The following is an 18631-nucleotide window of genomic DNA, read 5'->3' as shown; positions in this document are numbered from 1 at the left end:
TTATATTATGCTTGGATTTTCTCCACCGCATAGTTTGCGACTCTTTGCCCCTACGTTGCAAACTAAACGCGCATCAGTCTCGTCGAATTACTGTTGAGTTCGATACCGCCGTTCTCGCCGACCAGGACGGTCCCGCCGAGATTGATCATGCGACGACCGATGCCGCAGTTCGGCTCAAGAGCGAAGACCATTCCCGCTTCAAGCACCCGGTCAGTACCCATTGAGGGGATCGGCAACACCTTGCCGTAGCGCGCCATTTCGGAGAGATCAGCGAGGCGTTCTCCCGCTCCAATCATCGTGTACGGTGTCAGCGAATGAATGAGGGGATGTACCTGCCAACAAGACTGCTCTCGCATTGGTGCCCGCATCGCCTCTACGACATCCGCAAAGATCGCTCCGACCCTAAGGGCCTTGACACCCGCCTCATAGGAAGCACGCGCCAAAGCGGCGGCGTCGTGGAAGTCAGAATGTACGTTGCCGACGGCGATCGCCGGCTGATGCTGGGTTTCAAGCATGCCGAACGATGAGAAGACCTCAGACAGGACGACATCGCCTTCTCGGATGGTGCGCGGCAACTGCGGTCGATAGAGCCATGCCGGTTGCCCCCATCCGACGAACTCTGGCCCGGAGCCGAGTAGAATCTGGCCGCAATAGCCGATATTGCTGGCGGCTGTGCCGAGAGCGGCTGCATAGATTTCATGCTCGCCGACACCCGGTCGGGTCGCATCGCGCATCGAGGCGCACATCTTCTCACCGACACCGGCCGACCACTTGAGGACGGCGATTTCTTCGGCGCTCTTGGCGGCCGTGCGGGCGAAGAAGTCATTGCCGACGGCTTCGAAACGCGCATCCGGTAAATCTTCGACAATTCCCTTCCACGTATTATAGGGAACTACACCATCGAAATAATATGGCGGATAAGGTTCCAGGCCGACGACACCGAACTTGCACCTCGCAAGGCCTCTATCTTCGATGATCTCGACGACGTTGGACCCCATCTTCCCGGCATAGATATTCTCGGACCTGATCCAGCTCTTGTGGCCGGTCGTCGCTGCCTGGATGTGATCCTCAATGACCGTCACCAGGAAAACAATGACGATGGGTTCTTCGCCCTTCGGGACGATGACGATCGAGCCGGGACGCTCGTTGGTGAACCATGCGTCGGGGGCATAGAAAGCGGGAAACGCTCCCTCGCGATCCCCATAAATGAGCAGGGCGTCGAGGCCGCGCTCTTCCATGAGCATGTTGGCGAGAGACCAGCGGCGATCGCGTTCTGCGAAAGAATAGGTCGGAACAATAGCGGACATAATTTTCCTTTCGCAACGATCAGATCCGAGCGCCTTGGATATCGGCTGTGCCAAGCGGAAGTTTCGCTGTGGCGCTCAGTTGATCGCCGTCCACTCTTCCTTGGATGTCGGCGTGCACGCGTCCGATCGGCGTGCCGATGCGGGCCGAAAATCGGAACTCCGCTCCATCAACGGTTCCGCCGGAAAATTCGGATCGACCTTTGGCGTTTTCGATAAAGCCAGACAGATCCGTTCCCTCAGCACGGAGCGTCATTTGCGCATCTTGTGGTCCGAGCGGTGTCTTGACCGTGATTTGGTAGATTCCATCGACTGGCATGGGTGCACCTCAAGGCAAGTTAATTAGTGACTCTCAAGTCATTAATCGAGCCCGAGGGTGCCGTCAACAAATTAGTGACCCAAGAGTCATTATTAGATAAGTCTGGCTTGTGCGGATTCGTTTTGGAATGCCCCCCCGAATGTGCGGTCAGAGGGAGGAAATAGGATCAATGAGCAAGCGCCCCCGCCCGCGGTGGCAGGACGACGGCGACGCAAAGAGGTGCCCCCCCAAAGAAATCATCGCTATCAGGTTGGCAGAATTCTCCGAAGATGCTGGATGAGGGATGAGGCGATCTTTGAGAAGATCAACTTTGCTCTGGTCGAGCGTTACCGCCAGCGATGCAGGCGTGATGCGCACCCGACGGCGGCGATCATGGATAGCCAAAGCGTCAAGACGACCGAAGCCGGCGGGCCGTGCGGCTATGACGGCGGCCAAAAGATCAAGGGCCGCAAGCCGTCCAATCTAGTCGACACCGGCGGGCGGCGGCTGTTCAGCGAAGCGCATGCAGCCGATATTCAAGGCCGGGACTCGGGCGGTCCCGTGATCGAGGTTGCAAGACGATTTTACCCCTTTATCTCAAAAGTCTACGCCAGCGTGGAAATCGTGCGCAAAATCGCCGATCAAGTTGGCTTCGTCGTACTGCCCCTACGTTGGGGCGTGGAGCGAATTCGCCTCGCTCGGAAGATGTCGCAGGCTGGCAAAGGACTTGGAGGCCACAACCGAAAGCGCGAGAGCCCTCCTCTACGCCGCCGCCGTCATACTGATGGTCAGACGGCTCGCACGACCATCATGAGGTGTACATGAAAAATGGATACCTTCAAATTTTATGGGATAGGCTCTTAGATTCGCAAGATGCCGGCGATATGACCGATCTCGGTATGTGCGCTGTTGGGCTGATGCTTACTGCTCTGCCGGCGTCTTCGCGCTAAGCTTCAGGCTGAGCCAATTTGAGATTCTCGAAAATACCTGAGTAAGATGCGATATCCTGGCGCTATCGATCATCGCATGGTCATAGTCCTCGTATTCCCAATAAGTGAGATTGGTTCTTGCTGCGAACGCTTCGCGGAAAGCTCTTGCCGAGGAGATGGGATTCGACTTGTCACGGACGCCTTGGACGACCAGCAGGAATCCAGAGGCTTTGAGCGCATCCTGCCATAATGGCCGATCAGCGATATCTGCCCACCAGCGATACGAATTCCCACCCCATCTCGCAGTGCTAAGCGGGTCGCGGAGCGCGTTTTCGATTTGTGCTTGCGCCTCTGCTGCCATTCCTGCCGGCAGAGTCTGAACAAAAGCGTCTCGGAACGGAATGCCAGTTGCGGATGAGAAGATCACAGTTGCGTTCGCATTCACGTCGGCGGCAAGTATTTGAACTACCGCCCCGCCCTCGGACCCACCGAACAGGACGAGTTGCCCATTCCACCACCGTTCGGTCTTCAGGGCATCTATGACGGTACGATAGTCGCGCACTCGCTGGCTGATCGTGTGTTTGGCCCAGAAGGCTGGCGAACAATCGTCCGGACCTTCTTGGATGTCGCCTGGCTCCACTCCATATTTCTCGACCGTAAGAACTGCGAAATCGGGGCGCAAACCTTTCGCCACCTCGACATTCCGGTTGTTTTCGACCGACCCGCAGCCCGACCCCTGTGCGATCACCAGGATACCCTGTCGATCGGAAGGGTGCTGACGGTCGAGATACCAGTCGATGTTCGAACCGTCTGACCGCTTAAGTGTGTGGTGCAGCGGAGCGGCGGCGACATTGGTGGCGATAGCAGCAAAAAGCGGAATAAATCGCAGCGAATGGAATAAAATCATCGACGGATCTCAAATTCTCTCAGGACCTAGCATGCGCGCGGATGAAACATAGAAAGTTCACCGTTTCAAAAGACCTGACAGAAACAAGGCGCTTTTCTGAGAGATCAAACTAGGGACTTGCGGGCATAGGAGTCGCCTTGATCACGATTTTCCGGACAGACTCTCGCAAGCGGCGCTGCGGACCGGGAAAATAATGACCGGAAAGTCATTATCGACACCTCTGCCGCCCGTCAACGAAATAGTGACTCATAGGTCATTAATTGATAATGATGCCTCTCGGCATACGCTTGGATGCCGTCAGATATCGGGCTGCAAGGGACGAAATAGGATCAATGAGTGAGCAAGCACCTTCGCCGGCGGGGAAAGGACGACGGCGACGCAAGGAGGCGCGCCCCCAGGAAATCATCGCTGCCGGTCTGGCCGAATTCGCGGAACATGGGTTCGAGGCGACCCGACTAGAAGACGTTGCTATACGTGCCGGCATCGTCAAGGGCACGATCTATCGCTATTTCGACAGTAAGGACGCGCTCTTTGAAGCGGCGTTATCGTCGGGCATCGCTCCGGCTTTCGAGACACTGCGGCAGGTGGTCGTTTCCTACGAGGGCTCGACCTTCGATCTTCTGACGCTACTCATCGAGCGTTTGTATGCGACCGTCTTCACATCCGATGTCGAATTATTAGCAAGGATCATCATCTCCGAGGGGCGACGATTTCCGGTCATCTCAAAACTCTACCATCAGCTTCTGGTGTGCCATGGGCGTGAGATACTACATCGAGCCATCGAGCGAGGCATCGCGCGCGGTGAAATAGCACCATCGCCGCTGACCGAGACGCCGGAAGCTCTCATTGGCCCTATGGTCATGGCGCTCGTCTGGCAGATGATCTTTGCCCACCTCGATCCAATCGAACCTGCACGGTTTCTTGAAGCTCATCGTTATATGCTGAAGCTCGTTCTTGCAGACACGGAACTGAAAGTGAGGTCGGAAGAGATCGACAAGTGAGACCGCCCGAAGGAGGAATCTGACGAACCGTGCGAGCGATGCGCCGTTGCGAAGGATAACAGGTGCGTCAATCCGAATATCTTAATGCGATCAACATTCCTGCCGTAACGAGCATCACGCCAATCGAACTAAAGGCGCTCGGTACTTCACCAAGCAGGATGAAGGCAGCAAGAAGAGTGATGACTGGAACGGTTGCGGTGAAAAGAGAAACCCGACTTGCTCCCAGCAAAGTTACGGCGCGTGTGTAAACAAAGATCGAAATAGCACCGACCAAAATACCCTGGAACGCCCCCTGCAAGAGAAGCTCCGGCCATTGTGCCTTCAACAGCATCTTGCCGGGCAGAAGCACATAGATCGGCAGGAACATTAATGCGGAAAAGACCGCGACCATCGCGGCCGCTCCGATGGCCGGTAGCCCCAGACGCCTGACATAAAGACCATAACCGGACCAGCATCCGGACGCGAGCAACAGACAGGCATCGCCGATCAACAACGAGGAGGAAGCGTTCGCGAAGCCGTCCCAGGCCATAACCGCGATGCCGGAAACGATGACCGCAAGGCTCATGCTCCGTCCTCGGCTCGGTGCTTTTCCGTCGAAGGTGAAAATCAGAAAGGCCGTCGTCAAGGACAAGGTGCCGTGCAGTAACACCGCGCCGTGCGCCGCCGGCGCGAGCGCGAATCCGGCATAGGCAAACAGGGCGAACCCCAACCCTCCCAAGACCGCCAGTGCGACGGCCTCGCTAAGGCGCAAGCCATTCAGGCCATGGCGCATCAGGATCGGAGACAGGATCAACCCGCCAATTCCGAAGCGCAGCGCGGCTATATCGGGCAAGGTGAGGGCGGTCGAGAATCCCATACGGGACACCACGACGAAGCCCGAAAACAAGATGACCACGCCACCGGCATAGAGGATCCCCGGCAGCCGGGCATGAGTTTTTATTCGCGTGCCCAACTCAGCCGTCACGTCGCACCTCGAACGAAATCCTGAACTGGTGCGAACCTAACCGTCGTCACCTAAATAAGAGAAATTCATTTTTTGTGGCCTTCCAAATCGAATTTTTCTATATTGCCTCGATGTCGAAGCGACAGGGGGCATGCGGCATGAAGCTCCAGCAGCTCAGATTTTTCTGTGCGGTGGTCGAGAGTCGGTCCGTCACCGCCGCGTCCGAACGCCTGCACATCTCGCAACCTGCCCTTTCGGCAGGCCTGAAGGCCCTTCAAGACGATCTTGGTTCGCCGTTGTTCGATCGTTCCGGTGGTAAGCAGCGCATCGTCCCAACCCAACAGGCTCTGTTATTTTATGAACATGCGAAGGACATTCTGGACCGGTGCGACGTCGCGCGCGCCAGCATAGCCGAAGGCGGACAATCGCCCGCTGCCATGCGGATCGGCGTTCTCCGAACGCTCGCCAGCGACGATGTCGCGACCGTCCTCGGCTATCTCATGCGCTCCCCTTCTCCCGTTTGGAAAGCCCGTGAGGGAACGAATGCGGAGGTCGGCAAGTGGCTTGCGCAAGGACGCATTGATATCGCGTGGACATCGATCGAAAGGCCATCCGAGACCGCGCAGATTCTTTGGCAGGAACCTTTCGACGTTCTGGTCGCGCGGCATCACCGACTGGCCCAACGGGAGACGATCTGTATCACCGATCTGGTCAACGAAAACATCATCCTGCGAACTTCGTGCGAACTGAGAAGCGGGAAGCTCCAGTCCGCCGGTATCAAGCTTCGTGTGGTTGCGAGGGCGGATCGAGACGACCTGGCATTAAAGCTGGTTGAACAGGGAATGGGCATAGTCATCGCCCCGCGAAGCTTCGCAGGTGGTGACATCGTAGCCGTGCCGTTTGCAGACGTAGACCTGTCCCGGAGCATTGGTCTGCGTTGGCGTCCTGATCTATCGAATACCCATGTTGTCAGCGTTAGAGAGGCCATATTCGCTTGTGGCAGCGAGTTGTAACCTGATCCAAAGCGATAATCGACGACGAGTCGATGCATCCCGGTATCATATTGTCAGCAGGAGGAATGTCTAAATGCCGCGGCCGATCGAATATCAGCATGCGTCGGAGGATTTCGATCGTTTTCTTTGTAAGCTCATTGAGCAGACAGAGCTCGCCACGCGCAATCAGGCTTACACGACTGTACAAGGGGTGCTCTATGCCTTTCGGCGACGACTCACATTGAAGGACGCAATTCGGTTCGCGGGCGTGCTCCCACCGATCTTGCGAGCAATTTTCGTCGCTGATTGGAACGTGGATGAGGTGCAGGCGCCATTCGAGGATCGTTCAGTCATGACCCGAGAAGCACAGTCCTTACGCAAGGACCATAACTTTTCTCCCGCAACATGCATTCGAGATGTAGCGGTCGCCTTACGAAGTTGCATCGACGAACGAGAATTCGATCGCGTGCTCGCCTCATTGCCGCCAAGGGCTGCGGAATTTTGGGATGTCTGAGCGTAATGCCTGTCAAAAATGAGCCTTACAACCGTCTCGCTCAATGGGGTGATAAGAGTCGAGCGTTCTATGCGGAGCTCCAGCCGACCGCACGGCATCGCTCCTTTATCGATCATCTTTTCATCTTGCAGGACTGTGGCGGTCTGATCCGCGCCGATGGCAGTCTATTCGCCTCATCGTTCTCCGAAATCGCACTCGTTCACAGGTGTCAGAGTGAAAGGACGGGTGGTTCTCGTCCGGTAACGGAATGGAAGGCAGTTCAACTTTCCCCTCGTTTCGGTCGGCGACCGAGGCAGCGCGAATTTCATGGCTGGATTGCGGGAGTGCGCAGCCAGATCCATGACGTGACTCTGAATGAAGCCTCACTCACTCGCCTCTCCGAGCAATTCGCTGCGATGATCGGGCCGGAGAGGGAGGCAGCTTCCATCGTTTCCGCGCTTGACGCCTGGATCGATTATCTAAAGCTTTGGCTGCAACCAGATGCATGTGTCGCCATGTTGCCCGATCGTCAATTGTCACGGACGGCTTTGGCCCAACGCGCTCGCGTGGCATCTTTTGCCGACGAGTGTGGTATCGCTCCGAGGTCCGTTCAGCGGCATTTCCGGAAATGCGTCGGGCTTCCGCCCAAACAATATCTTGCGGTCCAACGCCTGGAGGCTGCTCTGCACGAAATTGCGTTTGAGCAAGACAATCTGGCCTCCATAGCTCTCAAGGTCGGCTACTACGATCAGGCTCATCTGTCGGCGGAGGTGAGACGCCACACGGGCTTGTCACCGAGGCAGTTCCGCTTTTTGGCGCGAAAGCAACTAACCGAGAGTGTTGTCCGATTTTTCCAAGACCCAAATCTGCAAGGCCGGATAAATCTCGTCGTTGCGAATTCCACGACGGCCGACGAGGTATCCGATGACTCAATTCAATCCAAAAGACCCGAATTTTGAGGCACGCGTTCTGGCTGGGTTTAAGCGCCAGAATGCGATGGCAACCTTGGGGGTTCAAATCGTGAGCCTGTCGGCTGGCGAAATCGAGCTCAGCATGCCTTTTTCGACGGAATATGCTCAACAGCACGGTTTTGTGCATGCGGGTGTCATTGCAACCGCCCTCGATTCGGCGTGTGGGTATGCTGCCTACTCGCTCATGCCTGAGGACGCGGCGGTGTTGACCGTTGAATTCAAGATAAATCTGGTTGCGCCGGCTCAAGGCGACCATTTTCTTTTTCGGGCGCACGTACTCAGGCCAGGTCGTACCATTACAGTTTGCGATGCTCAGGCATATGCCGTTCGGGGCACGCAGGAAAAGCTCGTCGCGACGATGACTGGGACGTTAATGGCGCTTTTTGATCGAGAGGGCATAGCCCATTAGGCTTGGGGTCTACGCTTCGCAAGCTCCTGCAACGGGAGAGGCGATGGGTGAGCGGGCCGCGAACACAGGCCTCGGGCGAGCGAGCGATGCCACGCCATCGAGGTCCACCCGAACAAGGCCAACTCACGGCACCTGCAGTCTTCGGATCGAGCATCCACTGCGTTCTACAAGGATCTCCACCAAAACATCACACTCATCCGGGAGCACAATCTTGGTTCAGGGCCTCAGTCACATGACATTCATCGTCCGCGACCTCGATCGCATGCAGGTTATTCTCGAACGTATTTTCGATGCCCGAATGATTTATGATAGCGATGCGGAAACATTCTCTTTGTCCAGAGAGAGATTTTTCCTCATCGGAGAAGGTGCTGAACCCGTATGGGTCGCAACGATGGAAGGAGACCCGCTTCCATCGCGAACGTACAACCATGTCGCATTCAAGATTTCAAATCAAGAATATGACGAATATTTACAACGTGTTTACTCGCTCGGCCTGGAAGTTCGAGAAGGACGATCGCGTGTACCGGGTGAAGGGCAATCGATTTATTTCTACGGCGACGACAACCACATGTTCGAACTTCACACCGGAACGCTTGATGAACGCTTGAAGCGCTATTCGGAGGGCCGTTAGCAGTGATCCGGCAGTCCCTTTTGTTGCCTCCGGTGCTAGCCGCAGGGCCATGGTTCCAATCCCCTATTGGGGCACCAACTCGCCAGGACAAGGGCTTTGTCCCGTGTCGCGAAAATGTCCATTCCCCAGCGGAGCCCGCCGGTGATTGCCGTGGCGGACATTCGCGGTCTGAAAGAGCCCTACCTTGACGCAGGCGCGTCCTCCCATTCTCGTAACGGGTGCGACAAGAGGTATCGGCAGGGCCGTCTCGGATATGCTCACCAAGCGCGGGCATCATGTCGTGGGGATCGCGCGCAATGTCGAAGACGTTTCGTTCCCGGGAACGCTCTTGGGCTGCGATCTCACCGAGACGAGGCAGACAGATGAGGTGCTGTCACGCATATCCGAGGAGTTCGAGATCGGCGGCATCGTCAACAATGCCGGCATCGCCTCCCCCCAACCGCTCGGTAGCATAGACATGATCGCGTTGCAGGCTGTAATGGACCTGAACGTTCGCGCCGCTATCCAAGCCACGCAAATACTCGTCTCGGGCATGAAAGCCAGAAACTACGGGCGTATCGTCAACATTTGCAGCCGGGCGATCCATGGGGCACGCGATCGAACCGCCTATGCAGCCGCCAAAGCGGCCCTCGTCGGCTGTACACGCACATGGGCGCTCGAGCTTGCAACTTTTGGCATCACCGCCAATGCCGTCGCGCCCGGTCCGATCGAAACAGAGCTCTTCCGCAAGACCCGCCCGATTGGCAGCGAGGCCGAACAGCAAGTCCTGTCGTCGGTTCCGATGGGACGATTGGGAACTCCGGCCGAGGTTGCAGTCGCGATCTGCTTTCTGTTGTCGGAAGAGGCGAGTTTCATCACCGGTCAGGTTCTGGCCGTTGACGGAGGTGGGAGTCTCGGTGGCCGGTGATCTCGCCACTGATGAAATTCCCAGAGAGACATCGAAGGCCCGCAACCGGCTTTGCCCGGCATCGTCGCGTGGTGCGGTGCGATGATCCGGTCTTGGCCGATCGGGCTTCTGCTCCATCCGTTGTTGCGCCCGCCGCGCGCATGGCAGCATCGGGTCGTGCGATGCCGGACGCGATTTCCGCGACGACGACGGCGTGGTGGAGGGAAACGGGCGGAACGCTGCGAAGTTGCTCGCGGGTGATTTTTCGCCGAGCGTCCCTGAAGTCGTCTCACACACCTCGTTCAGCCTGCTACTCTTCATCGGACACGGCCCTCGATCAAGGCTCCATACGCTCATTCATAAGCGACCGAATAGCCGGAAGCCGTTCGTGTGATCCGCGCGAAGCCGGGTTCGGCGAGGTGCATGCCGGCGATCAGGATTCGGTCGGCCGCCACACAGTCCAGCAGCCTCAATCGTGTCGCGGTTGCGAGTATCGCGTCCTGATCGAACGCGATCGACACCTCCGGGTGCGGAACCTGAATCTGCGGGAAATGAACGATGTCGCCCCAGACCAGCAGGCTTTCGTCGCCCGAGTCGAGCCGATAGCCCGAATGTCCCGCCGAATGTCCCGGCAACGGTATCGCCGTGATGCAGGGCATTACCTCGCCGCTCTCGAAGGTGCGCAGCCTGTCGCGGTAGCCGTCAAACGCTCGACGCGCGACGAGGAAGTTTCCCCGCGCTCGCTCGCTGGCGCGGGCCAAATTGCCGTCGTCTCGCCAGAACGCGACTTCGCTTTCGTGGACGACAAGCTCAGCATTGGGGAACGCAGCCTGTCCAGACGTCCGCATCAACCCGCCGATATGATCGGGATGAGCATGGGTCAGCAGGATCGCATCGATGGCGGAGGGATCGACGCCCGCGCGTAGCAGATTTGTCACCAGCTTGCCGCCCCAGTGTTTGATTCCGCCGGCACCGGCATCGATCAGCACGGTGCGGCCATGGCTACGGATCAGATAGCAGTTGATGTGGATGGCAGCCGGTTCTTGTGCTCCCGCGTCGCGTTGCATTCGAAGCGCATCGGCTGGGTCGATGTTCGAGAGAAGATCGAGGTTGGCGGTCAGATACCCATCGCTGATTGCGGTGATAGCGACATCGCCAATCTGCCGGGTGGGAAAAATCGAAAGCGACATCGCGTATCTCCAAAGCGTGGATCAGTTGCGGGCGTGCAGGCTTGCGGCCGCATAGCCGAAGCAACGGATACGGGCGGTGAAGCCGGTCGCGCGCCGGATGGCGCTGTCGAGTTCTTCCATGAAGTGCTCCATGACTGGCGGCGTGCGGGACGCGGTGAGCCGGTAGCGGATGTCCACGAAGACCGAATGGCCGCGACCGTGCCGAACCGGAACGTAGATGACATGCACGTTGTCGAGCTCTGCTCGGAGAGTGCCGGTGCAAAGCTCGGTGCAGCGGTCGGTCAAATCCGAGAGCAGCGTGTCCGACGGCATGGCGTCCGCGGGCAAGAAGATCGTGACATTGGGCATCGCGATCTAGCGCCCCTGCCCGGCGGCACTGTCATCGCCCTTGGTCAACTGCGCTGTCATCGCTTCATAGACATGAACGTCGTCCGGCAGCCGATCGATTGCCGGCAGCCGGGTGCGGTCCATCTTGGCGAGCCAGCGTTGAGCCGGAAACTTCTCCAGCTCGACCGCCTGCATGGCGGATGGCGTCAAGCCCAACCCGATCAATGATTGCGGGCCGGTGGCGCTCACCACCAGCACTTCGTCAGCCCCCACAGCCAACGCCCGGTCCAGGCCGTCATAGAGATTGCGGTGCCAATCGGTGATGTGCTGTTGCCAGCGCGCGAAATTGCCGCCGCCCTTCTGGCGGTATTCCTCGCCTGTCAGCACGTCGTGGCCGTCGATCGTGTGCAGCGCGAGATAGACGGGGCAGCCGCCGCTCAGTGCCTTGAGCCGCTGCGATGTGTGAAAGCCGCTCACCGAGATGAGCGCCGGCAGCTTGTCCAGGCTGTAGAAGTCGTTCCACTCCGCCTCGCTGTCGGGATCGGCGAAGCTGCATTCCACCGTGTAAATCATCGGACCATCCTTGGCCGGGCGTGGGAGGCGACCGGCTTGCCTATCATTGATATTTGATCATGTTAGGCGTGCGATCCTCGGCTATATAGCGATATCGGATCATCCTTCAGTGACTATAAGTCATGGTTCGGAGGGTCACATTTCGATCATTCCGTGGAGACGCCTATGCGCCGCAAAATTCCCAGTCATTCCGCGCTCATGGCGTTCGAGGCGGCGGCCCGTCACGGCAGCTTCGCGCGGGCGGCCGACGAGTTGGCCCTGACTGAAGGCGCGATCAGCCGCCAGATCAGCCGGCTGGAGGCCTTTCTCGGCATCCTACTGTTCGAGCGGGTCGGGAATCGCGTGCGGCTCCGGCCGAACGGCGAACGTTATGCGGCGCAGGTTCGCGAGACGCTCGACCGGCTGGAACGCGACAGTCACTATCTGATGGGCCAGCCGGAGGACGGCGCGAGCCTCGACATCGCGACCCTGCCGACGTTTGCGACCCGCTGGCTCATTCCGCGTCTGAAGCGGTTTCAGGAACGGCATCCGAATATCACCGTGCATCTCGCCGAGCGGATGGAACCGTTCATTCTCTCCGGTAGCGGGTTCGACGCCGCCATCCATTTCGAGCACCCAGCCTGGACGGGGATGCGGACACACCGCCTGCTGCACGAGGTACTGGTTCCTGTCTGCCATCCGGCGCTCATCGCGCGGCAGGACCCGGCGACAGCTCTCGACAGACTGCCGCGCCTCCATCGCCGTCAGAACCCGGACGCCTGGCAGCTCTATGCCGAAGAGACTGGAATCACACTGACCAACCCGGCGATCGGCGCGCGCCATGACCTCCACGCCATGCTGATCGAGGCCGCACTCGCTGGCCTCGGGGTCGCGCTGGTGCCGCGTCTCTATGTCGAAGCGGAAATTGCAGACGGTCGGCTGGTCGCGCCTTGGCCGGAGGGAACGTCGATCTCAAAGACCTTTTGCCTCGTCATGCCGGAGGCGATGCGGCTGAGCGAAGGACCGCTTCACGCATTTGCAGATTGGCTTCTCAATGAAGCTCGATCATCGACTGCAGAGAGATGAAGACGGCCAGCGGAACCATCAAACGCCTAAATCTCGCTGCCGCCCCAATTGCCACGAAACCGATCCGCCACGGACGATGCCCGACACCTCGCGACCAAGCTGGCGGTCGATGGCCGGCCGCCACGGGACAAGGGTGAACTCGTGGGACTTCTCGACGATCGCGAACTTACCGCTAGATAGCTGCGTGGTCCCGGTGAAGGTGCCCGTGACGGTTTCACCGTCGGCAGCGGCACGAAACGGCAGCGATTTCTTGGCCACCAGCTCCTCGCCCGCGCGGGCGACTTCGCGCTCCTGAAGCGTGGCGATCAGGTTGCGCCGATACGCGATCCTGCCATCCGGCTGAGGAGCGGCATCGCCATGCTCGATATGATCTTCACGGCGGCGATCCATCGCCTCGCGCACCTGTTCGCCGAACCCTGACGCTGACAGATCCGACTCCCCCGCGCCCACCAGCCGCCGGTCGAGCCATGTTGCACCGTCTGATCCAATTTGGCGTTCGAGGTCGAAAGCGGAAAGGACGCGGATATTGGCGCGGGTACTACGCCCGGCATCATAGACGGCGGCGCGTGCCTCGAAATCTGCCGGGATGCGCCAATGATCGGCGTCGATCCGCTCGGTGATCCCGGCGCGGCGCAACGCCTCCAGCCGACGGACATGGGCATCGACGAAGCCCTCATAATCGCCGTTCGGCACACGCCCTTCGAACCGCGCCTGCTCAAGATGGCGGCTCGGCCGATAGAGGCCGTCTTCGACCATGCCGGCGATGGCGCGATCGGATGGGCGGCCGGTGCTCTCCGCCGGCCCGATCTCGATGATGCTGCCGATGTGGGCGTCCTCGACCCGCGCCGGGTCGACGCCGGAGACATGGTGCGTGCGTCCGTCGATGCCATCGATCAGCAGCGTCAGGTTCTCGCCCAACTCGTCGGTGAGATGCTTGTCGATGACGCGGCCGACGATCAGCGTCGCGGGCGCGTCATCGTGAATCTGAAAACTCATCGGGTCGCGCTCGGCGCCGTCGGCCCGGAGCACCTTCTGCATGGTGCGGATGATGTCGCCGCGCTCGCCCATCCCGCGCAGGGTCGACTCCAGCCTCTCGCTCAACTCCCAGACGCCAGACGCATGTTCGGTGGCGAGGCCCATGTCGCCCAGTTTGCCGAGCCGGCGCAGCCGCATGGTGCGATCCGACTGCCCCGAGAAATCGCCCGGCTCGGGGCGCAGGTCGAGGAACTGGCCGTCCGCCTCGTCGATCATCGCCCGATCGATGCGGGTGAAGCGATCCTGATCGATTTCCGCCATCAGCTTGCGGCGCAGTTCGATCTCGGTGACGGGGCCGAGTTCCAGCGTTGCCAGTTCGCTCGCGCGCTCGCGGATGCCATTGGCGAGATAGTCGCCGTTGATGACGAGATCCTCGCGGAGATCGTCGCGGCCGTTGACGATGATATGCACATGCGGGTGGCCGGTGTTGTGGTGATTGACCGCGACCCAATCGAGCTTGGTGCCGAGGTCGGCTTCCATTTGCGCCATCAACTCGCGGATATGGCCGGTGAGGTCAGCGAGATCGGCGGCGTCCTCGGGCGAGACGATGAAACGGAACTGATGGCGATCATCCTTGCCGCGATCGAGGAAGGCGCCGCCGTTGGCGTGATCCTCGGTGGCGGAATAGAGTTGGTCGTGCTCGCCATCGCGGGACGTGCCGTCGCGCTGGATGTAGCGCAGATGGGCGGCGGCCTTGCCGTTCCGGCCCGCGCCCCGGACGGACCGGGATTTGACGATGACGCGGCGGCTGCCGGGCTGGCGATGGCTCCAGCCGTTCGATAGGTTGCGGGCGCGCACGAAGGCCGCGCCGCGTCCGCGCTGCACGCCCCGGCCAGAAGCGACAACGCTCCTGTTTTTCGCCGCCCGCCCAAGGCCGCTGTCCTTTGCCGACCGGCTTCGGCCGGACGCCGCCTGCTGCTGGCGCGTGACCTTCCGCACCTTGCTGAGGAAGCTCTTGGCCTGTCCAGCTTTCGCGCCGTCAGATCGGACGCGGCCAGGCTTCGGCCGGAAGCGGTTTTCGTCATCGCCGCTCATGGCCGATCCGCCTGAAACTGCCGATTGCGGACAGGAGTGCCACGAGAAACGCAGGAAATGCGGGCTTTTTCACGCGTCACGGCACCATGGCGGTCCGGCGACGGTGCCGTCCCACACAGTGTGCAGACAAGGGCTTGCCCTGCGGATCGGCCCCATGGGGTGCCGTCCGCTTTAATCTTGCCCTCCCGCCTGCCTTTCCGTTCTGCCCCTCCTCTCCAAAGATGTGACTGACGCCAGCGCCATCCTCTGCACACCGAAGTCGCTTGCGCATCCGGCTCGACCGCGAGACTCATGGCTGCCGTCCCGTGCCCACTCGTGCAACGAACAGACTGACCGACTGCGGCACGATGGCGGAGAGATCACGCACGTCGACTGCCTGTGGAATGTCGTCCTTGTGCTCGTCGGATTGCACGGGAGGGACCGTCGCCTTGCTCAAAGGCTGCACGACGAAAAGCGGAGCACGGGTCCAGGAGGGCGGATCGGCGGACGCGATCATGTCCTCGCCGGTGGTCTCGTTGCCGCGGATGATCGGCGCGAGGGCGGCGACATAAGCGCGGGTCTCTGGCGGAAGCGGTCGGCCCTTCAGCGCCTCCTCGTAGCGCCCGGGACCGGCGTTGTAGGCCGAGATCCACTCCGGCGAACCGTAGCGGTCGAACAGTTCTCGGATGTAGGCCGCTCCCGCCACGATGTTGTCGTGCGGGTCATAGGGATCATCGCCCAGGCGGTAACGCGCGCGCAGCTCGGCCCAGGTCTCCGGCATGATCTGCATCAGCCCGATCGCCCCTTTGGGCGAGGTGGCACGTGGATCACCGTCGCTCTCGACGCGCATCACCGCGCGAATCCAGATGGCGGGAAGCTCGAAGCGCTGCGCCGCCTCGGCGATGTGATCGCCATAGGGATCGCGCGATGACGGTTGGACGACAGGCAGAGGCTGCGCCAGCGCCATCGCCGGGATCGCAACGCCGTAAAGCATGCCCGAGAGAAGAATGACCGCCATTCGAACAGGCGCGCCTTTTCCACTGCGACACCAGCCTGCCAGCGTGCTCGCTGCCGTCAAGGGTGCGCGCAATGCGCCGATCTTCGATCGCCCTTGACCTTCGCTGCGCGCGCCGGCCGACCGGTCGTCGAGCGGGACGAAGGGATGAGACGGCTTTACCGCGAACAAAGGGATGACCGATCGCAATAGGATCGCGCTCGCGCGCCGGCTGACGGGTCGCATGTTGTCACTCCCGCTCGCCGCGCTTTGGGGCACGGTTCCAATGCAGCGACCAGGATGCGCCACTGTCGTCGTCACGAAACAGGTTCGCGCGGATCGGTTGCGGCAAAGCCGGGTCATCGATGACGAGCGCGATGTAATCCCCGGCCCGTTCGCCTGTACGCTTCCAGCCCGCGCCGATCTCCGGCCCTTCCTCGTTGCCGTTGTGGACGCGGTAGTCCGGCGCGTTGTCGGCATCGGACGGCTCTGCCGGAACGATAGTGATCTCGCGGAAGAGCGTGAAGGTGTGGACGCGCCCGACAAAGCCGGTGGTTTCGCGCGTGAACTCGCCGATTTGCGGCATGTAGAACCTCCATGAACTGGTGGTGGGGTGAACGGTGGTGCAGCACTCACCGTGTCGGGGCACGCCAGACGAAATGACCGTCGCCCTCCTCGTCGGTGTAGATCGGTGTCGCCTTGCCGATGACGGTGCGCGCCGGGATCGGGCCGAAGTAGCGGCCGTCCAGACTGTCGGGCACGTTCGGGTTCATCAGGAAGAACGCGTCTTGCGCGACCGTCCGGCACCCTTGCCAGACCGGCAGATCGCGGCCGGCGCGGTCGCGATCGAGCGCGTCACCGAGCGGCACATGATCGACCGTGATGGTGCGCCCGGTGCGACAGACTTCGTGTCCCGGTAGGGCCATGACGCGCTTCAACAGCGGCACGCCGCGGCCGATATAGCCACGCTCCACCATGAAGTCGGCGAGCGGTTTGTCCGGAAGCACAGCAACGAGATCACCGACCTCCAGGTCCGGCGTCGGCGCGAGAGCGTAAAGGCCGATCGGAACACTCGCGGATGCGTTCCAGACGAGGCGCAACGGCGTGGGAATGAACGATGCGACGGCAACGCCCATCACGGAGAAGTACGTCACCATGACGTAGCCAAACCGGGTCATGGTTCGGCCCTCCGGCGCAACAGAAACGCCTGGTGCTGATCGACGGTGTAGGCGCGCGGCTCGTGTCCAACGGTCAATCGGTTGTGGACGTGCCGCCAGTGATCGGGCGACACCTCGGTCGCGTCGATGCCGATCGCCTCGATGGCGTCGATGTGCTGAAGCACGCGTTCGACCTTGGGCCAGCCCTCGATCCTGAGCAGGATCTCGCCGCCGGGACGCACGAAGGGCAGCGTCTGGAACGGTTCGCCTGGCACTACCGCACGCACGATGTCGATGCGTGACGTGATCGTGCCGAAGTCGTTCGACGCCCACCGCACGAAGGCGAAGAGGCTACAGGGCCGGAAGAAGAAAACACGGTGGCTGCGGTCGAGCACTCGCTCGCGGACCTCGCGGCCGAACCTGATCCAGTTCTCGAGCCGCTTCTCGATGTGCGTTAGTTCGACTTGCGTGAAAGCGTCGGCGGGCTGGGTGTGCGGTGCGATACCGACATATGAACGGGAAGCGGTGGCGCCGGTCATGGGCGATCTCCATCGGCGGTCGGTGGAAATTCGCGCGCGAGCAGATCGCGCAGCATGTCGGCGACGGTAATGCCGCGCTGAAAGGCGACGATCTTGATGCGGCCGCGCAGCTCGGGCGTGATGTCGATGGTCAGCCGCGCGGTGAAGCGGGCCTCCTCGTCGGTACGCGGGGCGTCGGCTGCCTTGATCCAGCTTTCGGGATCAGCGGGCCGGGCCGCAAAACGGCGACGGATCGGGTGGGCGCTCATGGCAATGTCCTTCCCGTCACCAGCCGTCCGATCTCCGCAGCGAGTGCCGCGATCTCGCGCGCGGCCTGACTGTCGGGATCGATTTCGGAGGCGAGCCGACCGGACTGTGCGGCATCGGCGAAGACGACGCGCTGGCCGATGGTTGTCGCCAGCACCGGCGGGTCATGATCGGCGAGCGTCTCGGCGGTCTCACGGGCGATGACAGTGCGCGCACCGCAGCGGTTGAGGACGAAGCGCGCCGCCAAGGCCGGCCGGTAGATGCGCGCTTCGGCGACGAGCGCCAGCATCTCGGCCGAGGCCCAGCCGTCGAACGGCGATGGTTGCACCGGGATCAGCACCAGGTCCGCGGCCAGCAACGCGGAACGCATCAGCCCGGCAATACGTGGCGGCCCATCGATCACGATGTGATCGGCGTCGCGTGCCAGCTCCGGCGCTTCCCGGTGCAGGGTATCGCGCGCCAGACCAACGACGCCGAACAGCCGGACGCCGTTCTCACGCGCGCGCTGTTGCGACCAGTCCAACGCCGAACCCTGCGGGTCCGCATCGATCAGGGTGACACGCTTGCCCCTCCCGGCCCATTCACCGGCCAGATGCAGTGCCAGCGTCGTCTTGCCGACGCCACCCTTCTGATTGAGGAGCGCGATGATCATGGCGTCCGCCTTCCGGCGGCACCGGCACCAGGACCGCGTTTCGCGCGCGCCAATAAGGAAGAGTTAGATTCTCTT

Annotated in this window: 23 protein-coding genes and 1 pseudogene; 9 read left to right on the top strand and 15 right to left on the bottom strand. The window is 60.7% G+C overall.

Going from position 1 to position 18631, the window contains the following annotated elements; genetic code table 11:
• Positions 1-62: 62 nt before the first annotated feature.
• Positions 63-1307: a M24 family metallopeptidase gene (locus V5F61_RS17855; protein WP_234050577.1), complete on the bottom strand. Its 1245-nt coding sequence runs from the start codon at positions 1305-1307 to the stop codon at positions 63-65.
• Positions 1308-1326: 19 nt separating this feature from the next.
• Complete coding sequence (locus tag V5F61_RS17850) at positions 1327-1623, bottom strand: hypothetical protein (protein WP_234050578.1); 297 nt, start codon at positions 1621-1623, stop codon at positions 1327-1329.
• A gap of 276 nt (positions 1624-1899) precedes the next feature.
• Between V5F61_RS17850 and V5F61_RS17845 the strand changes: the two genes are divergently transcribed.
• The gene (locus V5F61_RS17845) at positions 1900-2427 is read left to right on the top strand and encodes a transposase (RefSeq protein WP_393990064.1); all 528 of its coding nucleotides are present in this window, start codon (positions 1900-1902) and stop codon (positions 2425-2427) included.
• A gap of 96 nt (positions 2428-2523) precedes the next feature.
• On the opposite strand, the gene V5F61_RS17840 is transcribed toward V5F61_RS17845, so the two are convergent.
• Complete coding sequence (locus V5F61_RS17840; RefSeq protein WP_393990063.1) at positions 2524-3438, bottom strand: alpha/beta hydrolase; 915 nt, start codon at positions 3436-3438, stop codon at positions 2524-2526.
• Between the two features lie 332 nt (positions 3439-3770).
• Between V5F61_RS17840 and V5F61_RS17835 the strand changes: the two genes are divergently transcribed.
• Positions 3771-4439, top strand: coding sequence for a TetR/AcrR family transcriptional regulator (locus V5F61_RS17835; RefSeq protein WP_393990062.1), 669 nt, complete (start codon positions 3771-3773; stop codon positions 4437-4439).
• Positions 4440-4506: 67 nt separating this feature from the next.
• On the opposite strand, the gene V5F61_RS17830 is transcribed toward V5F61_RS17835, so the two are convergent.
• Positions 4507-5403 carry a DMT family transporter gene (locus tag V5F61_RS17830; protein ID WP_393990061.1) on the bottom strand — a complete coding sequence of 299 codons (897 nt, stop codon included), beginning with the start codon at positions 5401-5403 and terminating at the stop codon, positions 4507-4509.
• Positions 5404-5540: 137 nt separating this feature from the next.
• Between V5F61_RS17830 and V5F61_RS17825 the strand changes: the two genes are divergently transcribed.
• The 6 genes from V5F61_RS17825 to V5F61_RS17800 all read left to right on the top strand — a co-directional run bounded on the left by V5F61_RS17825 (position 5541) and on the right by V5F61_RS17800 (position 9785).
• A complete protein-coding gene (locus V5F61_RS17825) occupies positions 5541-6395 on the top strand; it encodes a LysR family transcriptional regulator (protein ID WP_393990060.1) in 855 nt (284 codons plus the stop codon).
• Between the two features lie 73 nt (positions 6396-6468).
• Positions 6469-6888 carry a DUF2267 domain-containing protein gene (locus V5F61_RS17820; RefSeq protein ID WP_393990059.1) on the top strand — a complete coding sequence of 140 codons (420 nt, stop codon included), beginning with the start codon at positions 6469-6471 and terminating at the stop codon, positions 6886-6888.
• 5 nt (positions 6889-6893) lie between these two features.
• Positions 6894-7826, top strand: coding sequence for a helix-turn-helix domain-containing protein (locus tag V5F61_RS17815; protein ID WP_234050585.1), 933 nt, complete (start codon positions 6894-6896; stop codon positions 7824-7826).
• Entirely contained in the window at positions 7792-8247 is a 456-nt protein-coding gene (locus V5F61_RS17810) for a PaaI family thioesterase (protein ID WP_234050586.1), read from the top strand. Before V5F61_RS17815 ends, V5F61_RS17810 begins: the two co-directional genes overlap by 35 nt.
• A 211-nt stretch (positions 8248-8458) precedes the next feature.
• Positions 8459-8878 carry a FosX/FosE/FosI family fosfomycin resistance hydrolase gene (gene fosX / locus V5F61_RS17805; RefSeq protein ID WP_234050587.1) on the top strand — a complete coding sequence of 140 codons (420 nt, stop codon included), beginning with the start codon at positions 8459-8461 and terminating at the stop codon, positions 8876-8878.
• A gap of 184 nt (positions 8879-9062) precedes the next feature.
• The gene (locus V5F61_RS17800) at positions 9063-9785 is read left to right on the top strand and encodes an SDR family oxidoreductase (protein ID WP_393990058.1); all 723 of its coding nucleotides are present in this window, start codon (positions 9063-9065) and stop codon (positions 9783-9785) included.
• A 332-nt stretch (positions 9786-10117) separates the two neighbouring features.
• Here the strand turns inward: V5F61_RS17800 and V5F61_RS17795 are convergent, their stop codons facing one another.
• The 3 genes from V5F61_RS17795 to V5F61_RS17785 are packed head-to-tail and all read right to left on the bottom strand — an operon-like array spanning position 10118 to position 11854.
• Complete coding sequence (locus V5F61_RS17795; protein ID WP_393990057.1) at positions 10118-10954, bottom strand: MBL fold metallo-hydrolase; 837 nt, start codon at positions 10952-10954, stop codon at positions 10118-10120.
• A gap of 21 nt (positions 10955-10975) precedes the next feature.
• Positions 10976-11302: a hypothetical protein gene (locus tag V5F61_RS17790; protein ID WP_393990056.1), complete on the bottom strand. Its 327-nt coding sequence runs from the start codon at positions 11300-11302 to the stop codon at positions 10976-10978.
• A 6-nt stretch (positions 11303-11308) separates the two neighbouring features.
• Positions 11309-11854, bottom strand: a complete 546-nt coding sequence (locus V5F61_RS17785; protein ID WP_234050591.1) for a sugar ABC transporter — start codon at positions 11852-11854, stop codon at positions 11309-11311.
• 165 nt (positions 11855-12019) lie between these two features.
• On the opposite strand from V5F61_RS17785, the gene V5F61_RS17780 reads away from it, so the two are divergent.
• Complete coding sequence (locus V5F61_RS17780) at positions 12020-12919, top strand: LysR substrate-binding domain-containing protein (protein WP_393990055.1); 900 nt, start codon at positions 12020-12022, stop codon at positions 12917-12919.
• 18 nt (positions 12920-12937) lie between these two features.
• On the opposite strand, the gene V5F61_RS21270 is transcribed toward V5F61_RS17780, so the two are convergent.
• The 8 genes and pseudogenes from V5F61_RS21270 to parA form a co-directional block, all read right to left on the bottom strand.
• Positions 12938-14092, bottom strand: a complete 1155-nt coding sequence (locus V5F61_RS21270) for a DUF3363 domain-containing protein (protein ID WP_445329456.1) — start codon at positions 14090-14092, stop codon at positions 12938-12940.
• A gap of 264 nt (positions 14093-14356) precedes the next feature.
• Positions 14357-14989: pseudogene (locus tag V5F61_RS21265) on the bottom strand (hypothetical protein); the annotation flags it as partial.
• Between the two features lie 289 nt (positions 14990-15278).
• A complete protein-coding gene (locus V5F61_RS17770; RefSeq protein ID WP_393990053.1) occupies positions 15279-16208 on the bottom strand; it encodes a lytic transglycosylase domain-containing protein in 930 nt (309 codons plus the stop codon).
• A gap of 4 nt (positions 16209-16212) precedes the next feature.
• Positions 16213-16548, bottom strand: coding sequence for a DUF736 domain-containing protein (locus tag V5F61_RS17765; RefSeq protein ID WP_393990052.1), 336 nt, complete (start codon positions 16546-16548; stop codon positions 16213-16215).
• Between the two features lie 46 nt (positions 16549-16594).
• Entirely contained in the window at positions 16595-17140 is a 546-nt protein-coding gene (locus V5F61_RS17760) for a S26 family signal peptidase (protein WP_393990051.1), read from the bottom strand.
• Positions 17137-17658, bottom strand: coding sequence for a DUF2840 domain-containing protein (locus V5F61_RS17755; protein ID WP_393990050.1), 522 nt, complete (start codon positions 17656-17658; stop codon positions 17137-17139). The genes V5F61_RS17760 and V5F61_RS17755 overlap by 4 nt, the downstream gene beginning before the upstream one ends.
• Positions 17655-17906: a hypothetical protein gene (locus V5F61_RS17750; RefSeq protein WP_393990049.1), complete on the bottom strand. Its 252-nt coding sequence runs from the start codon at positions 17904-17906 to the stop codon at positions 17655-17657. The genes V5F61_RS17755 and V5F61_RS17750 overlap by 4 nt, the downstream gene beginning before the upstream one ends.
• Entirely contained in the window at positions 17903-18556 is a 654-nt protein-coding gene (parA, locus tag V5F61_RS17745; protein ID WP_393990048.1) for a ParA family partition ATPase, read from the bottom strand. Before parA ends, V5F61_RS17750 begins: the two co-directional genes overlap by 4 nt.
• Positions 18557-18631 lie beyond the last annotated feature (75 nt).

This window comes from Xanthobacter sediminis, assembly GCF_043195015.1.
Classification (GTDB): domain Bacteria; phylum Pseudomonadota; class Alphaproteobacteria; order Rhizobiales; family Xanthobacteraceae; genus Xanthobacter.
Note: the sequence above shows the minus strand (reverse complement) of the source record. Positions and strands in the feature narration are given on the sequence as shown.